Genomic DNA, 15094 nt, shown 5'->3' with positions numbered 1-15094 from the left:
GCGGCGCATCGCGCCCTGAGCTCTATCAAGCTTGAACCATCCGGGCAGGTGATTGCCTTGAGGATCAGCAGGCCGGTCTTCAACTGACCTTGCTTTCGCGAATGCGGTCGGCAAGATCCAGAAAGTTCTGGTGCATACGGCGTAGTGTGAAATCGAGACCGAACAGGCGTCCGGTCTCGCTGAACCCCATGGATTGCGCCGCCTCGGAATTCTGAAGAGCGCTGAAGGCGGCTTCGAAGGCCTTATCGCCTGCCGATAGCACGTCGGGATCGATGTCCGCGCCCGTGCGAAGCGCCCCGCCGCACACTTCGGCGAAGCGCGCCTGGGCTTTCAGCACCCCTGCGGCCTGCAGTCCGATCGCTTCAACGATTGCCGGCGGAAAAGGCGTTTCGACGATATGGCTCACATAGGTCATGTCGTTGCGAATTCGCCAGAGAGAACGCGGGATGGCCTCCGAAATTCCCTGTCTCGACAACCAGAAGGCACGCTCGCGCTGGGCGTCGGTAAAAAGTGCCTCTGTCGCCATCAGGGACTGACGAAGCGCGATATTGGCTTCCGTGGCCGAGACCGGCTCGCCCTTTTCGACCGCGGACGCAAGCGTTCGCAATATCTGCGCCATGACGTCGAGCGCCGATCCGAACCGATCGAGCACCATGGTCCGCGATCGCGTCGGCAGAATGAAGAGGCTGGCGAGCACGCCGACGACACCGCCGAGCGTGATTTCCGCGATGCGGTCGAGCACGAAGACCTCGACGGGAACGGAGGCGGAATGGGTCAGCATGACGATCGCGGCCGTAAGCCCGGCATTGCGCAGGCGAAGCACGCGGGCCGCGGCGAAGCTGGACAGTCCGACGACGAAGATCAGCGAGATGCCGATCGCGAGCGGCTCCCGCGGCGTCAGCAGGACCGCGATGCCTCCGAGCACGGCGCCCGCAACCGTTGCAACCAGCCGGTCGGCGGCGGCCCCAGCCGTCGCGCCGACCGATGCCTGCATGACGATCAGCACCGTGAATACGGCCCAATAGCCCTGCTGAAGATGGAGAAGCTGGGAGACGGCATAGGTGATCGTGCACGCGATCATCACCCGCAGCGCCTGCACCGCTGCGCGCTTGGTCTGGACGAGGGATGCTTTCGGCTTTGACGCGGGTTCGCCTTGACGAGATACGGGCTCGGTCATCGCGCAACTTTTCGTCTGGAAACGTATGCTGACAATGGCCGTTCGGGTCTTGCCCCTCCCTCTGCTGCAACGCCATCGATCACCGGATGGGACCAACACCTAGGATGGCAGCATTCCTCGCGATATGGAAGGCGCATGCACTGCCACGAGCGGGCTCGTTCATCAGTCTCCGGCCGCGCTTCCTGTGCGGAAGCACGGCCTATAGCGGACCGTGGCTACCCGAATCCTCCGTCAAACCGTAGCGGAGGCCGCGGATGTTCCGGCTGAAGACGGCGATGTCTCGTCAACAAGAACCTGTCGCAGCCGCGTTTCCTGATCGGGTGAAAGCGAGGTGCGCAGCAACCGCGCATGCTCGCCCTTGAACTCGGCGAGAACCTTCTCGGGCTGAACCTTGCGGATCAGCAGGAAAAGCGCGGAGCTGTTCGTCGGAATGGTCTCGGCAAGCTTCTCGATGAGACCATCATCGATGCCGTAATCCGCCATCGATCCGGCAAGAGCGCCCGATCCGGCGCCGATGGCGCCGCCGACGACCAAGCCTGCGAGCGGATTGAGGAACAATAGTCCCACCAGCGAACCCCATAGCGCGCCCGAGAGGCCGCCACTCGCGGCACCGGCCGCGGTCAGATTGACGCTCTGCTTGAGGCGGACCTTGCCGGTCTCGTCGCGAACGGCGATCACGGCGTCTTCCAGATCGATCAGATATTCCTTCTCGAGCTGGACGAGGCGGTTGAGAACGGCGTCCGCTTTGTCGGCATTATCGAAACCAAGCACTATGAGTTCTGACATCGAAATCCTCCGGGTCGTGTTGTCGGGATAGAAGTAGGGCGTCGAGCCGATTAGTGAACAGCTGTGCTAATCAACCGATAGGGATGAGTAGCATTGAACTGCGAGATCATTGCGACAGCCTGTTGCAGCAGTATTTCCGCATTTTCGGGATCGTCGCGGGCAAGTTCGTCGGCGTTGATGCGGATCGCTTCCGCCATATTGGTCGAAAGCGCTGCAAACTGCTGGTTGCCCTCGACGAAGGCCTCGCGGGCGTTGCCTTCCAGCGTCCTGGCAATATCGATGAGAATTTCCTCGCGCTCTTCGACGCTGAAGTCTTCGATGGTTTTTGTCTTGTCTTCCATTTTGGTCACTCACTCGTAATAGACGTGATTTGCACCGAGCTCATGAAGCCTCGGCTGCTACTGACGTAAGAAGACGGAAATTCAGGTTCAAGGTCCGGCTGGTTCAGTCACTCGCTGCCACCGCATTCGCTGGCCGCTGCGATCGGCGAACGAGCCGCAAAACTCACCCCGCATAGCGCGCCTCCAGCAAGTCCAGTTCCCGCACGAGCTTCATTGCGATCTCGTTGCCGAGCTGCTTTGCCCGCAGCTTGCGAAAAATCTCCTTGCGCTCCGCGCGAACAGCCGCCAGTCGCAATTCCAACTCGATGCCCATCGTGCGCCTGGAGAGCGCGACCTCTTCGTCGCCGCCGGTCTGGTTGCGGATGCGCTCGCGATAAAGCTCCATCACCCGTGACGCTGCGTCCACATAGAGATCCGCGTCCTCCCGCCCCTTGGAAAGCGAATGCTGAAGGCGTGCGACCTCCGTGATGGCCGCCTTTGCCGCGTCGACCCGCGCCGCGACCTCGTCCTCCTCATGCTTCGTATCCTTCGGAAGTTCGAGATTTTTCAGCAGCGGCGGCAGGAAAATCGTTGCCAGGATCAACGACATGATGATGACGCCCATTGCCAGGCAGATCGCCAGATCGCGCGCGGGAAAAGGCGAGCCGTCATTCAGGGTGAAGGGCAAGGTGAGCACACCGGCAAGCGTAATCGCGCCGCGAACGCCGGCAAAGGAGAATGCCGCAAGAATACGCCAGTTCGGCGAGGTCTGTCGCCGCCGTCTCTGGCGAAACAGCGTCAGATGAAGCGATAGCCAGACCCAGATGAAGCGCAATGCGACAAGACCGAAGGTGAGACCGACGACATAGGCGGCCAGCCACCAGAATTCGTGATGACCCGTCACCTGAACCGTGGCGGACGCTTTTCCCACGATCGACGGAAGTTGTTCGCCGAGCAGGACGAAGATCGTGCCGTTCGCGGCGAACTGGATCATGTCCCAGACCGTGCTTCGGCGCACACGGGTCGCCGCCATGGCCCGCCCCGAGCTTTCGGCGACGCTCATGGTCGTTCCAGCCGATACGGCCGCGAGAATGCCGGAGCAATGGAGATGCTCGGCGATGAGATAGGCCGCGAAAGGGATGAGGATGCTGACGAGGATCTCCGAGCCGCTTTCCTCGCCATAGCGAAGCGATACGCGCGTGCTCAGCCATGTAATGACCCACGTCACGCTCACGCCGATCGCAAGGCCGCCGAGTGCCGTCCACAGGAAGCTGAGCGTCGCGTCATAGAGCGAGAAGCTGCCCGTCAATGCCGCGGCGATCGCGAATCTCAAGCACACGAGGCCGGATGCGTCGTTCAGAAGGGATTCGCCTTCGAGTATGTGCATCATCCGGGGCGGGATAGGCACCCTTTGCGCAATAGCAGACACGGCGATGGGATCGGTCGGCGAAATGACGGCCGCCAGGGCGAAGGCGACGGCAAGCGGCATCGCGGGGATCATCCAGTGGACGAGCAGCCCGGCTCCCAGGACAGTGAAGACGACAAGCCCCAGGGCCAGTTCGACAACAATGTTCATATCCTGCCGGATTTCGTCGGCCGGAATCCGCCATCCATCCAGGAAGAGCAGCGGCGGCAGGAACAGCAGGAAGAAAATCTCGGGATCCAGCCGCACGCTGAGATCGGCCGAGAGACCGACGACGGCTCCGAGCGCGATCTGGATCAACGGCAGCGGCAGCACGATGGGTATCGCCCGGGAAATCGTTCCACTGACGACGATGGCAAGCAAAAGTACCAGGGTCGTGGTGATGATCTCCATTGTCCTGCCTTTCGCTTCACATGCTCTGGTGGTCTCAAGGTGGCGAATGCCAACGGTTGCGACCTTAGCCTCAGGCAACCTTTAAAACAAACTTGGCCGAAAATGAGAAGGGCATCGGCAGCCAATCACCCGCTCATCGGGTGGAGGCGTGAGACGGCTCCCTTCAAGCGGGAACATCCAGCCTGTCGCAGGGTTTAACCGATGCCGCCTGCGCAAGGGCGAGCTTTGCGATCCAGGCATAACGAGGAGAAAGCCATGACGGACCTTGATGAAAATGCTCGCGTCTGGGAGCTGATCGAGAAGATCGGCTTCTGCATGCTGACCACCCAGATATCGGGCAGCCTGCGCGCGAGACCCATGGCCGCTCATGCCGAGCCTATAGAAAACGCGGTCTATTTTCTGACCGATGTCGCAGGGCACAAGGATGACGAGATCGCCCGCTTCCCGAATGTATGTCTGGCGTTCGCCGACACCAAAGGCCAGAAATACGTTTCGATATCCGGCATCGCCGAAATCGCCAACGATCGCGAGCGCGTCAGGGAACTCTGGACCACGGGTGCCAGGGCATGGTGGCACAGCGCCGACGATCCGGCCATTCGCGTCTTGAAAGTCACGCCGTCTTTCGCCGAATACTGGGATAGCCCGGGCACCATCATCAGCTGCATCAAGATGGCGGCCGCCGCGATCTCGAATTCGAAACCCGATATGGGTGAGAATGCGAAGGTCGAACTTTAGACCCGCAGGCATGGGCGAGCCGGCAAAGGGATGCCTGGCTTACATGGCCGCCCGGCCGGATCTATTCTTCCCAGTCCTCTTGATCGGCCGAAAGCAGATCCACCAGCGCCGCCACCGTGCCGGCGGGCAGATGGCGGCCTTCTCCGATCAGCGCCTCGTCGCTGTTGACCCAAGCCCAGGCCTCGGAGAGTTCCGTTGGCGTCGCGCCTGTGGCAACGATCTCGGCAAGCAACGCCTCGTCCACAGGGCCGAGTACGGCGGTGACATCGTGCGAGGTCAAAGTCATGTCCTGCTCCTCTTCCCGTTTGTCAGACCATGAACCTCGTCGGTATATAGAAACTTGCCGATGGACGTCCACCCGCGACGGCACGACTGAAGCGTCGGGGAATCCAGTTAATTAATTGAATCAAATAGATAAAATTTCCCTTCTCCGTTGCACGAAAATGATCGCGCCCAGAGGCGTCTCCTGAAGACAGGCCCTTGAATCTCGCATGGCAAAAAGCTGCCGCGGATCGGAGAAATCGAAGCGGATGGCAATACGGGATTTCGGTCAGGCTAGCCTGGAATCACGCAGGTCAACCGGCCGATCAGAATGTCGGGCCGGCTGACCCGCCTTTCAGCGTGAAGTAAGCAAAGGCTGCTACGAAAAATGCGATGACGGCCAGGATCGCCAGAAGACGCTTCGGCCAGGGAGGGGTCTGCCTCGGCGGCTTGGGCTTCGGGCGACGTTCAAACTTGATGACATTATCGGACATGACAATCGATTAGCGAAGATCAAACGGTTTGCCAATCCGGTCCGAACGTCAGGGCGCGACGTTTCCGCCATCAGCCGGCCGGAATGCTCAATTCACCCAAATTATCACTCTCGCCCACGACGCTTGGGGGCTGCGGCGGCGGTGGCTATCCGATTGGATCGACAAACCTCGAAGGTGCCTCTTGAATATCCTGAACAAAATTCGCCCCTGGACTGCCCAACAGCGTGCCTTGATCGTCCCGTTCCCGACAGACCAAGATCTGCCGGAACGCAAATCCAAGGCAGCGGCCCTCGATGGTCCCGTCGTTGCGTTTTTCACCGAGGGCAGTTTTTACGAACGGGAGAAGGAGCGCATGGCCCGCTCAGCGGAGCGAATTGGACTGAAGGTCCATGCGACGGCATTACCGAACGCCGGCAGCTGGGTGCTGAACGCCGGCTTGAAGCCCGGTTTCCTGTTGCAGGAAAGGGCGAAGCTGCGCGGCCCACTGCTTTACGTCGATGTCGATGCCGTCTTCCACCGCAATCCCTGGCCGGAACTTCGCGGGCTGGATTGCGATATCGCCGTCTACTACGAAGCCGATGGCAGTCTGGTCAGCGCAACCATTCTCATCAATGACACGCCGGAGGCGGCCCATCTGCTGGAGCTTTGGCGGCAGGGATGCCTCGCCAGTCCCGATATGTGGGATCAGCTCGTTCTCCAGCAGATCATTGCGGAGGATGCAGGAAGCACCCGCCCGCAGTTCCGCGTCATCCGGTTGCCCGTATCGTTCTGCTGGATTTTCGATCGGGTCGAAAACGAGCCTGTCAGCGAGGTCTTCATTGAGCAGCTCCAGGCAAGCCGTGAGGCCACGAAGCGCAAACGCTGGTTCGGCCGCATCGGCAAGCGCCTGCAACGTCGTCGCGACCGGGTGGACGAGATAGAACGCATCCTGAACGCGGCCCGTTGATGACTGCACTGGACGGCATCCCGCGACAAGATCGTCACAACATGTCGCCGAGCGTCCAATGGTTGTTCCAGCGGGCATCGATTTCGTCCTCGACATTCTGATATCGGATGTCGGTGGACAGACGCAGCCGGTGCTGCCTGTCCTGGTTGGTGGTCGAGGCGTGGATCATGAACGGCGAATGGAGCATGACGTCGCCGGCTTCATAATCCGCCACCAGCCAGCGCGTGTCGAAACGCTCCGCCATGTCGGGCAGGTCCTTGGAAACCCAACCGCCCTCCGTCATGTTGCGATTGAAGGCGCTGACACGCTCTTCGGGGCTGAGATCCTCGTTTTTCTCGGCAAATTCCCGTTCCATGTCGACACCGATGGCGTGCGATCCTTCCAGATAGGTCAGACCGCCCATTTCGACGGGGATATCGCCGATCGGAATCCAGGCCGTGACGATCCTGCTGGTGCCGCCGCGAAGATAGACGAGATCGTAATGGGCCGGCGTTGCCGTCGCCGTCCCTGGCCGGACATGGCGCATGATCTTGCGCTTGTGCAGATAGGAAATACCCGAGAGCAATTCGTCCATGAAGCGAGAGATGCGGGGTTGGGCGCAGAAACCCTCATAGGCGACCGAGCGCACGAGAGACATCAGGCAGCGATCAACGTCCCTTCCTTCGAGCGCTGCGGCAGATGCGATCCCATCCCTGGGGTCTGTTCCCTCCGCAATCAGTCCCGTTTTCGCCATATGGCCGAAGACCCAGCCGCGGAAGTCGATGACATCGTTGCGCGGCAGGAATCCCTTCAGCCACACGTAGCCGTTCTCTTCGTAGAGACGACGGATCGCATCGATGCCGATGGTGGGATCGGTGGGGGTGAGAAAACCAAGCCGGTTGGACGCCGTGGAGAGAACCTTGCCGTTGGCAACAAGGTTGAGGTCGCCTTGGCCGGATTGCTTCGCTTGTACGGAAATCGACATTTCACTCGCCTATGACCTGTGTTGATTACCGGTTGAATCTAGCGGGCATGAATGGTTCACTCCATGGACGAAAACCATACTGGACTTTTCGCTCACCATGAGAGCAACGGATGCCATCTATCGATCGCCGCTTGCAGCCGCCGCGGGCCTGGCCGTCACCGGCAGCGGCAGGCAGCACGCCATGCAAGCCGTCAGGGCACGAAAGCTGCCGAGCTATGCGGTGGTTCTTGTGGAGAAAGGCCAGGGCTTTCTCGAAACCGAGGTCGGCGGCTGCCTGGGCGTGAAGGGCCCGGCCCTCTTCTGGCTCCTTCCCAACCGCCAGCACTCATATGGTCCCGATGCCGAGGGGTGGAGCGAGCGCTGGGCGCTGTTCGAGGGTTCGCTGGTACGCGATTTCCTCCGTCTGCGCCTCATCAACGAGCAGAACCCGGTTATCGATCTGCGCAACCTCGATCGCGTCCAGCGCCTTTTCGGCAGCATTCACGCCGATCTCCTCGAGGATACGAACCTTGCAAGGGCTTCGGCCGCCGCCTCTCTGCACCAGATCGTCATCCTGGCGGCGCAACAGGCCAGCCAGGCCAGGCCCTTGGTTCCGGAAGGCCCGGATATGGCCGCAATCGTCGAGGTCCTCCGCCGCAGAGCGACGCAACCCCTCGATATGGCCGCCTTTGCCGCCGAATACGGGATGTCGCCTGCGACGCTGCGCCGAAAGGTTACGGCGGAGGTTGGGTTGCCGCCGAAGGGTTTTCAGCTCCGCATACGGATAGATCACGCCAAAGAACTGCTGGCGACGACAGACGACAAGATCGAAACCATCGCGTCGAAAATCGGCTTCGAAGACGCTTTCTATTTTTCACGGCTGTTCCATGAGCGTGAAAACTGCACGCCGCGCGAGTTTCGCGCGCGGTACAGAAGAACTTGAAGTCAGGCGGGTTCGGAGCCGGCTTTCCGCTGATACTCCCGAATGCCGTCCATTCACTGGGCGGCCGCGCGGCCGGAAGGATCTCGCTCTAGGTTCCGCCGCCGCCAGGCGGCCGGTGCCTCACCCATCCGCTTGCGGAAAAAACGGGAGAAGTAAGCGGGATCCTCGAAACCAACCTCGCGGCCGATATCCTCGACAGAGCGAATGGTGAACATCAGCAGGCGCTTGGCCTCCAGCAGGCGTCGATCCAGCAGCATTTCCTTGACGGTATGCCCGAACACCTCGCGCGCCGCCTTGTCAAGCAGGTGCGGCGTCGTGGCGAGCAAGTCCACATAGTCGCGGACGGGCCAATCGCTCTTGTAGTGCCGGTCAACGGCGCTGCGCAAAGCCAAGGCAAGAGCCACGGTCGGCGACGCCGTCGGCAATGCCGCGCTGCCGCCGAGCCGGTTCATCAGCGACAGCACCACACCGATCAATCCCAGCATGACCTTTTCGCTTTGACCGCCGCGCTCGCGGTATTCCTCGCTCACCATCCCAAGAAGCGTGTCGATTTTTTGCCAGGAAGGATCTTCCGGGCGACCCGTCAGAAAGGTCGGCACATCGAGGCCGAGATCGGCATGCGGCGCAAGCGCCTTCAGCGTATCGTCCGATATCGAGACGACGATGGCATCCGACTGATCGTCCACCTCGAATCCATGGATGATATTGCTCGGTACGAAGCCGATCGTCGGAGCGGAAAAATTCCAAGTCCGATCCTCGATGCGATAGCGGCCGCCACCTTTGTACCAATAGGTGATCTGCCCCATCAGCGGATGTTTGTGGGATGCGACATGCCCGAAATGCAGTGTCTTGCGGTCCATGACCGTTTCCACATGCAGGAAACCGACATCGAGCGCCCGGCTCGGCTCGCCATAAACGAAAAAATTCGGGATCTCATTCTTCTGGGACATGCCGGAAAAAGTACCAGCGAATTGCCCCCTTTGTCCATGGCTCCGGCGACGCGCCGGACGTAGCATCGGGCATGATCTCAAGGGAGGAATACGAGATGCGAGCTGAAGATTACCGCAGCGACAAGACCCGTCCTTTTACCGGCGCCGAATATCTGGAAAGCCTGCGCGACGGCCGTGAGGTCTATATCAACGGCGAACGCATCGCCGACGTCACATCTCATCTCTCGATGCGCAATTCCGCTCGCTCGATCGCGCGTATGTACGATGCGCTGCACGACGAAAAGACCAGGGATCGCCTGACCTCGCCGACCGATACCGGCTCGGGCGGCTATACGCACAAATACTTCCGGGTCGCGAAATCCTCCGCCGAACTCGTCGCCCAGCAGGGCGCCATCGCCGATTGGGCGCGCATGTCCTATGGCTGGATGGGCCGCACGGCCGATTACAAGGCCGCCCTCATGAACACGCTCGGCGCCAATGCCGACTGGTACGGTCCGTTCAAGGACAATGCCCTCTCCTGGCACAAGCGCGCGCAGGAATCCGTGTTGTTCATGAACCATGCGATCGTCAATCCGCCGATCGACCGTCACAAGCCGGCCGATGCCGTCAAGGACGTTTTCGTCCACATCACCAAGGAGACCGACGCGGGCATCTATGTCTCCGGCGCCAAGGTGGTGGCGACGTCCTCGGCCCTCACCCACTACAACTTTCTCGCCCAGAGCTCGGCAACGGTCACGGAAGACCCCTCGCTGTCGGTCATGTTCATCGTTCCGATGAATGCACCCGGGATCAAGATGTTCTGCCGCGTCTCCTATGAGCAGACCGCCAATACGGTGGGCCAGCCTTTCGACTATCCGCTGTCATCGCGCTTCGACGAGAACGATGCGATCCTGGTGCTCGACAACGTCTTCGTGCCCTGGGAGGATGTGCTCGTGCTGCGCGATGCGGCGAAGATCCTCTCCTTCCATCCGGCCTCCGGCTTCATGCACGGCTACTGCTTCCAGGGCTGCACGCGTTTCGCCGTCAAGCTCGACTTCATTGCCGGGCTGCTGGCAAAGGCACTGCGCGCGACCGGCGGCGATGCCTTCCGCGGCAATCAGGCGTCGCTCGGCGAAGTCATCGCGCTTCGCCACATGTTCTGGTCCTTCTCCAACGCCATGGCCTATAACCCGCAGCCCTGGGCAAACGGCGCGGTGCTGCCGAACATGGAAGCCGCCCTTTCGTACCGCACCTTCATGTCGGAGGCCTATCCGCGCGTCATCGAAACCGTGCGCAAGGTCGTCGCCTCCGGCCTCATCTACCTGCCCTCCTCGGCCAAGGATTTCGGCAATCCGGAAATCGACCGCTATCTCGCCCAATATGTGCGCGGCTCCAACGACATGGGCCATATCGAGCGCATCAAGATCATGAAGCTGCTATGGGACGCGACCGGCACCGAATTTGGCGGCCGACATGCGCTCTACGAGCTCAATTATGCCGGTGCGCCGGAGGAAGTCCGCCTGCAGGTGCTGAAGGGTGCCGAGCGCGGTGGCCGGTTGAAGGAAATGGAAGCCCTCGTCGATCGTTGCATGAGCGACTACGACGAAAACGGCTGGACCGGCGACACCTGGCTTCCGCCGCTTGGGCAAGCCTCCCCCATCCGCAACGCCGCCGAGTGAGGCCGTCGCCATGGAGGAGCAACTCTCGAAAACCGAATTTCGCAATGCGATGGCGCGGGTCTGCGCGCCAGTCAACGTGATCACCACCAACGGCCCCGCGGGCCGCGGCGGCTTCACCGCGACGGCCATGTGCAGCGTCACCGACGAACCGCCGACACTGCTGGTCTGCATGAACAGCCGCTCGGCGCAAACAGCCCTCTTTTTGGAAAACCGTCGTTTCTGCGTCAACGTGCTGACGCAGGAACACAAGGAACTGGCCGGCTATTTCGCCGGTCAGCGCGCGGAAATGGAGGAGCGCTATGCTGCGGCGGATTGGATCGATTTCCGCTCCGGCAGCCAGGCGCTTTCCGATGCCATCGTCTCTTTCGATTGCCGCCTGACGGAAGCGCGCCTCGTCGGCACGCACCATATCTTCATCGGCGAAGTGATGGATATTCGCAGCCGCAAGGATGGGCACGCCCTCCTCTATTTCGACCGCAACTATGTCCACGTACCGACCCAGGCGGGCAGCTTCGGCGGCTAGAGCCTTTCTGCTTCTCCTCGGAATCGCGAAAACGCTCTATCCTTTTGTTCTTACGCAATTCCGGGCGGAAAACCGCTATCCACTTTTCCTGGAATTGCTCCGCGCTCCAGAGTATCCAAAGGCCAAAAGAAAGGGGATGCCTTCATAGATCGCATCCCCTTTCGTTGTTGCAGAGCGCCGTTGCGTCGTCAGGCAGCGGCATCCCCGAGATAGAGGCGATGAAGCTGCGCCGGATCGTTGGCAAGCGTGGTGCAATCGCCGTCATAGACGATGGCGCCTCGTCGCAGCACATAGGCGCGGTTGCCGATCGCAAGGGCAAGGGCGGCGAACTGCTCGACCAGAATGACCGCCATGCCGGCGTCGGCCAGTTGCCTGACGGCCCGCATCAGGCGGCTGACGATGACCGGCGCCAGACCGGAGGACATCTCGTCGATCATGACGACCTTCGGTCTCGTCAGGAGCGAGCGGGCGATAACGACCATCTGCTGCTCGCCGCCCGACAGCATGCCGGCCTTGATATTGCGCCGCTGGAGCAGTTCCGGAAACAGGTCGTAGGCCTCCTGAAGATCCGCGGCCGGATCGAGCGCCACCTTGAGATTCTCCTCGGTGGTCATGTCCGGAAAGACCGTTCGCCCCTGCTCGACATGGCTGATGCCGGCTCGGGCGCGCAAGCCTGCGCGCAGCTTCAGCAGTTCCGCGCCGTCCATCGTGACCGAGCCGGACGCGGCCGGGATGATCCCCGAAAGGCTTTCGAGCAGCGTTGTCTTGCCCGCCCCGTTCGAGCCGAGAAGGACACTGATCTCGCCACTCGAGACAGTGAGATCCACGCCGCGAACGACCGGAATCCCCGAGCGATTGACGACGAGACCCTTGATGGAGAGCGCAGTCATTCGGCAGCCTCCTCGAGTTCGATGCCCATGTAGGCTTTCTGAACGATCGGCATGGCGAGCACGCTTTGCGGATCACCACTGGCGATCACGCGCCCGAAATCGAACACGGTGATCGCCGAGCAGGCCCGCCGCACGAGATCCATGTCATGCTCGATCAGAAGCACGGCACTGCCGAAAGTCTCCGGAATGGCGGCAATCCGCTCGCCCAGCTTCACCGCGTCGGCATAGGACTGGCCGGCCGCCGGCTCATCGAGAAGGATGACAGGCGCGCGCGACGCGACGACACCGGCGACATCGAGCAGGCGGCGCGTGCCGGCATCGACGGAGGCGATCGGCGTATCGGCCGGCGGGCAGTCGAACCATTGCAGAATGGCGGAAAGCTCGTCGTCGCTGATGGTGCCGGCGGCAAGCCGCATATAGTTTCCGACACTCAGTTCCGGCGCGATGCGTGTCGTCTGCCAGGTGCGGCGGATGCCCAGCCGGGCGCGGCCGGTGGCGGAGAAGCCTTCCAGGGGCTTGCCGTTCAACTTGATCGAGCCGTCATAGCGGGCCAGAAACCCGGCGATCGCGTCGACCATGGTCGACTTCCCAGCGCCGTTCGGTCCGACCAGGCCGACGACCGTGCCGGCGGGCACCTTCAGGTTGACCTTGTCGAGCGCGACGACGGCACCGTAACGGACCGTCAGATCGCTGACCTCCAGCGCCAGCCCCTGCTCATGGGCGGCGGCGGCCGGAAGATGGCCTGTTTGCCTGTGCGTGAATGCGCCCGAACGTTTTGGAAGCAGCTTACCCGCCAGCCGTGCCCAGGTCTCGCTGATGGTTTCGCCGGAGGAAAGAGCATGCACGGCGCCGATGGCGAAGAAGACATTGCCGACATCCTGCGGCAGGTTGAGCCTGCGCAGGAGTTCCGGAAACAGCGTGATCAACATGCCGCCTATCACGGCCCCGAGCGTGAAATGCGCGCCGACCATGGTCGCAACGGCAAAGAGCGCCAGCGACTGCATCATCGAGAAGTTTTCCGAGACCAGTGTCCCGAGATAGCCGGCCAGCAGGCCGCCCGACACGCCGGAAACGAAGGCGCTGATGGCAAAGGCGCTGAGCTTTGCGCGAGGGATCGAGACCCCATGCGCCGCTGCCGCCCGTTCAGAATGCCGGACGGCAAGCCAGGAAGCGCCAAGCCGGGAGCGGCTGACGAATTCGAGAGCCACCGCGATCACGCCGTAGACGACGAGCACGAAGATAAAGAAGCCGTAATCACCCTCAAAGAGCGAGGGCCGCACGACTTGCGTGAACGTGGTCTGTCCCGGAAATGTGATCGTCGCCAGCACGGTGTCGAACGCCGCGGCGAAGCCGAGGGTAACGATCGCCAGATTGATGCCGCGCAGGCGCAGCGCCGGCAGGCCGATGGCGATACCGACGGGCACGGCCGCGAGACCGCCGACGATCATCCAGACGACAAGACCGCCCGGCGCCTCGATGACGTTCAGGTATCCGGTCACCCAGGCGCCGACGCCGGCAAAGGACATCTGGCAGAGCGAAATCATGCCGGTGCGTCCGGCGACCAGGCCGAGGCTCTGCAACGCGATGCCGGTGATGAAAACCGCCGTGAGCAGGAATACCCAGTATTTGGGCAGAAGCAGAAGAATAAGGGCGCCGACGGCCGCAAGCGACAGGGCCGTCACAATGGCAGCGCGGAAACTAGCGTGCTTCATCCCAGCGGGCTCCTCTTTGCGACCACAGAAGGACGGCAAGAATGACGATAAAGGGAACGGTGCTGCGATACTGGCTGACGAAATCGATCGCGCTGACGGCGCCTTCCAACACGCCGATCGTCATGCCGCCGAGAAGAGCGGCCCGAAAGCTGGCGAAGGCGCCGATCAGGGCCGCCGCCAATGCCGGCACGACGAGCAAGCTCAATGAGGCAAAATCCGGCGAGCGCAGTGGCGCAATGATCATCAGTGCGAAGGAGGTCACGGCCCCCGTCACCGCCCACACGCCGAGCGCCAGCAGCCGCACCCGAATGCCGATCAGCTCCGCCGCCATCGGCCGCTGGGACAGCGCCCGCAATTGCAGACCGATGCGGGTCCGGGCCAGGAATTGCTCCGTCGCTATGGTGAAGACGACGGAAAGAAGAAGCGTGGTGACGGCCGCCCAGGTCACCTCGACACCGGCGAGGCGGAAAGCCGACCCGGCGATGATCTCCGGGAAAGAATGCGGATGCTGGCCGCCGGAAAGGCGCAGACCGATGGCAATGATGCCGACCAGCAGCGCGGCTGTCACCGCCGCCTTGGTGGACGCATTGGTATTGGCAAACCACGTCGTCATGACGAGACCGATCAGGATACCGCTGACGGCGCCGGCGGCGATGCCCAGCAGGGCGGCCGGCAACAACGGCACGCCGGCCTCATGCAGCGCGACCATGATGAAGGTGCCGGTGGCACCGATCGCGGCGCCGGTAAAATTCACGACGGCCACCAGACGATAGGTGAAAATCGCGCAGACACCCAGGATGGCATAGGCACCACCTGCGGAAAGACCAGCCACAGCGGCTGTGAAGAGAGCGTTCATTGCGGAACTCCGGAGACGGGCACGTCGTGCCTCGCCAGATCAGATCAGCGCGTCGGGCCGGTGCCCGGCCCTGCCGTTGAAAGG

General features: G+C 61.7%; 15 protein-coding genes. 5 read left to right on the top strand and 10 right to left on the bottom strand.

Features of this window, described 5'->3' with window-relative positions; translation table 11 throughout:
• Positions 1 to 79 precede the first annotated feature (79 nt).
• The 4 genes from ACQZ6J_RS11930 to ACQZ6J_RS11915 form a co-directional block, all read right to left on the bottom strand.
• Positions 80 to 1177, bottom strand: a complete 1098-nt coding sequence (locus tag ACQZ6J_RS11930) for an FUSC family protein (RefSeq protein WP_449084198.1) — start codon at positions 1175 to 1177, stop codon at positions 80 to 82.
• A 231-nt stretch (positions 1178 to 1408) separates the two neighbouring features.
• Positions 1409 to 1963, bottom strand: a complete 555-nt coding sequence (locus ACQZ6J_RS11925; RefSeq protein ID WP_449084197.1) for a DUF1269 domain-containing protein — start codon at positions 1961 to 1963, stop codon at positions 1409 to 1411.
• A gap of 50 nt (positions 1964 to 2013) precedes the next feature.
• Positions 2014 to 2304, bottom strand: coding sequence for a hypothetical protein (locus ACQZ6J_RS11920; protein WP_449084196.1), 291 nt, complete (start codon positions 2302 to 2304; stop codon positions 2014 to 2016).
• Positions 2305 to 2467: 163 nt separating this feature from the next.
• Positions 2468 to 4099 (bottom strand): Na+/H+ antiporter, encoded by a 1632-nt coding sequence (locus tag ACQZ6J_RS11915; protein WP_449084195.1) that lies wholly within the window; start codon positions 4097 to 4099, stop codon positions 2468 to 2470.
• A 255-nt stretch (positions 4100 to 4354) separates the two neighbouring features.
• Here ACQZ6J_RS11915 and ACQZ6J_RS11910 point away from each other — a divergent pair, with 255 nt between their 5' ends.
• Positions 4355 to 4834, top strand: coding sequence for a pyridoxamine 5'-phosphate oxidase family protein (locus ACQZ6J_RS11910; RefSeq protein WP_449084194.1), 480 nt, complete (start codon positions 4355 to 4357; stop codon positions 4832 to 4834).
• A 61-nt stretch (positions 4835 to 4895) separates the two neighbouring features.
• Here ACQZ6J_RS11910 and ACQZ6J_RS11905 read toward each other — a convergent pair whose 3' ends face one another.
• Positions 4896 to 5120 (bottom strand): hypothetical protein, encoded by a 225-nt coding sequence (locus ACQZ6J_RS11905; protein ID WP_449084193.1) that lies wholly within the window; start codon positions 5118 to 5120, stop codon positions 4896 to 4898.
• 821 nt (positions 5121 to 5941) lie between these two features.
• Here ACQZ6J_RS11905 and ACQZ6J_RS11900 point away from each other — a divergent pair.
• Positions 5942 to 6535: a putative nucleotide-diphospho-sugar transferase gene (locus ACQZ6J_RS11900; protein ID WP_163985513.1), complete on the top strand. Its 594-nt coding sequence runs from the start codon at positions 5942 to 5944 to the stop codon at positions 6533 to 6535.
• A gap of 34 nt (positions 6536 to 6569) precedes the next feature.
• Here the strand turns inward: ACQZ6J_RS11900 and ACQZ6J_RS11895 are convergent, their stop codons facing one another.
• Positions 6570 to 7499, bottom strand: a complete 930-nt coding sequence (locus tag ACQZ6J_RS11895) for a phytanoyl-CoA dioxygenase family protein (RefSeq protein ID WP_449084192.1) — start codon at positions 7497 to 7499, stop codon at positions 6570 to 6572.
• Between the two features lie 97 nt (positions 7500 to 7596).
• Here ACQZ6J_RS11895 and ACQZ6J_RS11890 point away from each other — a divergent pair, with 97 nt between their 5' ends.
• Positions 7597 to 8421, top strand: coding sequence for a helix-turn-helix domain-containing protein (locus ACQZ6J_RS11890; RefSeq protein WP_449084191.1), 825 nt, complete (start codon positions 7597 to 7599; stop codon positions 8419 to 8421).
• A gap of 53 nt (positions 8422 to 8474) precedes the next feature.
• On the opposite strand, the gene ACQZ6J_RS11885 is transcribed toward ACQZ6J_RS11890, so the two are convergent.
• On the bottom strand, positions 8475 to 9371 hold the full coding sequence (locus ACQZ6J_RS11885) for a helix-turn-helix domain-containing protein (RefSeq protein ID WP_449084190.1): 897 nt from the start codon (positions 9369 to 9371) through the stop codon (positions 8475 to 8477).
• Between the two features lie 95 nt (positions 9372 to 9466).
• Between ACQZ6J_RS11885 and ACQZ6J_RS11880 the strand changes: the two genes are divergently transcribed.
• Positions 9467 to 11029, top strand: a complete 1563-nt coding sequence (locus ACQZ6J_RS11880) for a 4-hydroxyphenylacetate 3-hydroxylase N-terminal domain-containing protein (protein ID WP_449084189.1) — start codon at positions 9467 to 9469, stop codon at positions 11027 to 11029.
• A 10-nt stretch (positions 11030 to 11039) separates the two neighbouring features.
• A complete protein-coding gene (locus ACQZ6J_RS11875; RefSeq protein WP_163985518.1) occupies positions 11040 to 11552 on the top strand; it encodes a flavin reductase in 513 nt (170 codons plus the stop codon).
• A 188-nt stretch (positions 11553 to 11740) separates the two neighbouring features.
• Here ACQZ6J_RS11875 and ACQZ6J_RS11870 read toward each other — a convergent pair whose 3' ends face one another.
• From ACQZ6J_RS11870 to ACQZ6J_RS11860, 3 genes are read right to left on the bottom strand one after another with little or no spacing between them, the layout of a single operon-like run.
• Positions 11741 to 12442, bottom strand: coding sequence for an ABC transporter ATP-binding protein (locus tag ACQZ6J_RS11870; RefSeq protein WP_163985519.1), 702 nt, complete (start codon positions 12440 to 12442; stop codon positions 11741 to 11743).
• Positions 12439 to 14154: a branched-chain amino acid ABC transporter ATP-binding protein/permease gene (locus tag ACQZ6J_RS11865; protein ID WP_449084188.1), complete on the bottom strand. Its 1716-nt coding sequence runs from the start codon at positions 14152 to 14154 to the stop codon at positions 12439 to 12441. The genes ACQZ6J_RS11870 and ACQZ6J_RS11865 overlap by 4 nt, the downstream gene beginning before the upstream one ends.
• Complete coding sequence (locus ACQZ6J_RS11860; RefSeq protein WP_449084187.1) at positions 14141 to 15010, bottom strand: branched-chain amino acid ABC transporter permease; 870 nt, start codon at positions 15008 to 15010, stop codon at positions 14141 to 14143. Before ACQZ6J_RS11860 ends, ACQZ6J_RS11865 begins: the two co-directional genes overlap by 14 nt.
• Positions 15011 to 15094: the final 84 nt, after the last annotated feature.

This window comes from Rhizobium sp. A37_96, from assembly GCF_053521765.1.
This window is presented reverse-complemented; position numbering and strand designations above follow the sequence as displayed.

Coding starts and splice junctions, on each gene's coding strand:
- ACQZ6J_RS11925 (WP_449084197.1), bottom strand. CDS start 1,963: ATGTCAGAACTCATAGTGCTTGGTTTCGATAATGCCGACAAAGCGGAC.
- ACQZ6J_RS11860 (WP_449084187.1), bottom strand. CDS start 15,010: ATGAACGCTCTCTTCACAGCCGCTGTGGCTGGTCTTTCCGCAGGTGGT.
- ACQZ6J_RS11865 (WP_449084188.1), bottom strand. CDS start 14,154: ATGAAGCACGCTAGTTTCCGCGCTGCCATTGTGACGGCCCTGTCGCTT.
- ACQZ6J_RS11910 (WP_449084194.1), top strand. CDS start 4,355: ATGACGGACCTTGATGAAAATGCTCGCGTCTGGGAGCTGATCGAGAAG.
- ACQZ6J_RS11900 (WP_163985513.1), top strand. CDS start 5,942: ATGGCCCGCTCAGCGGAGCGAATTGGACTGAAGGTCCATGCGACGGCA.
- ACQZ6J_RS11915 (WP_449084195.1), bottom strand. CDS start 4,099: ATGGAGATCATCACCACGACCCTGGTACTTTTGCTTGCCATCGTCGTC.
- ACQZ6J_RS11905 (WP_449084193.1), bottom strand. CDS start 5,120: ATGACTTTGACCTCGCACGATGTCACCGCCGTACTCGGCCCTGTGGAC.
- ACQZ6J_RS11870 (WP_163985519.1), bottom strand. CDS start 12,442: ATGACTGCGCTCTCCATCAAGGGTCTCGTCGTCAATCGCTCGGGGATT.
- ACQZ6J_RS11885 (WP_449084190.1), bottom strand. CDS start 9,371: ATGTCCCAGAAGAATGAGATCCCGAATTTTTTCGTTTATGGCGAGCCG.
- ACQZ6J_RS11920 (WP_449084196.1), bottom strand. CDS start 2,304: ATGGAAGACAAGACAAAAACCATCGAAGACTTCAGCGTCGAAGAGCGC.
- ACQZ6J_RS11895 (WP_449084192.1), bottom strand. CDS start 7,499: ATGTCGATTTCCGTACAAGCGAAGCAATCCGGCCAAGGCGACCTCAAC.
- ACQZ6J_RS11880 (WP_449084189.1), top strand. CDS start 9,467: ATGCGAGCTGAAGATTACCGCAGCGACAAGACCCGTCCTTTTACCGGC.
- ACQZ6J_RS11890 (WP_449084191.1), top strand. CDS start 7,597: ATGAGAGCAACGGATGCCATCTATCGATCGCCGCTTGCAGCCGCCGCG.
- ACQZ6J_RS11875 (WP_163985518.1), top strand. CDS start 11,040: ATGGAGGAGCAACTCTCGAAAACCGAATTTCGCAATGCGATGGCGCGG.
- ACQZ6J_RS11930 (WP_449084198.1), bottom strand. CDS start 1,177: ATGACCGAGCCCGTATCTCGTCAAGGCGAACCCGCGTCAAAGCCGAAA.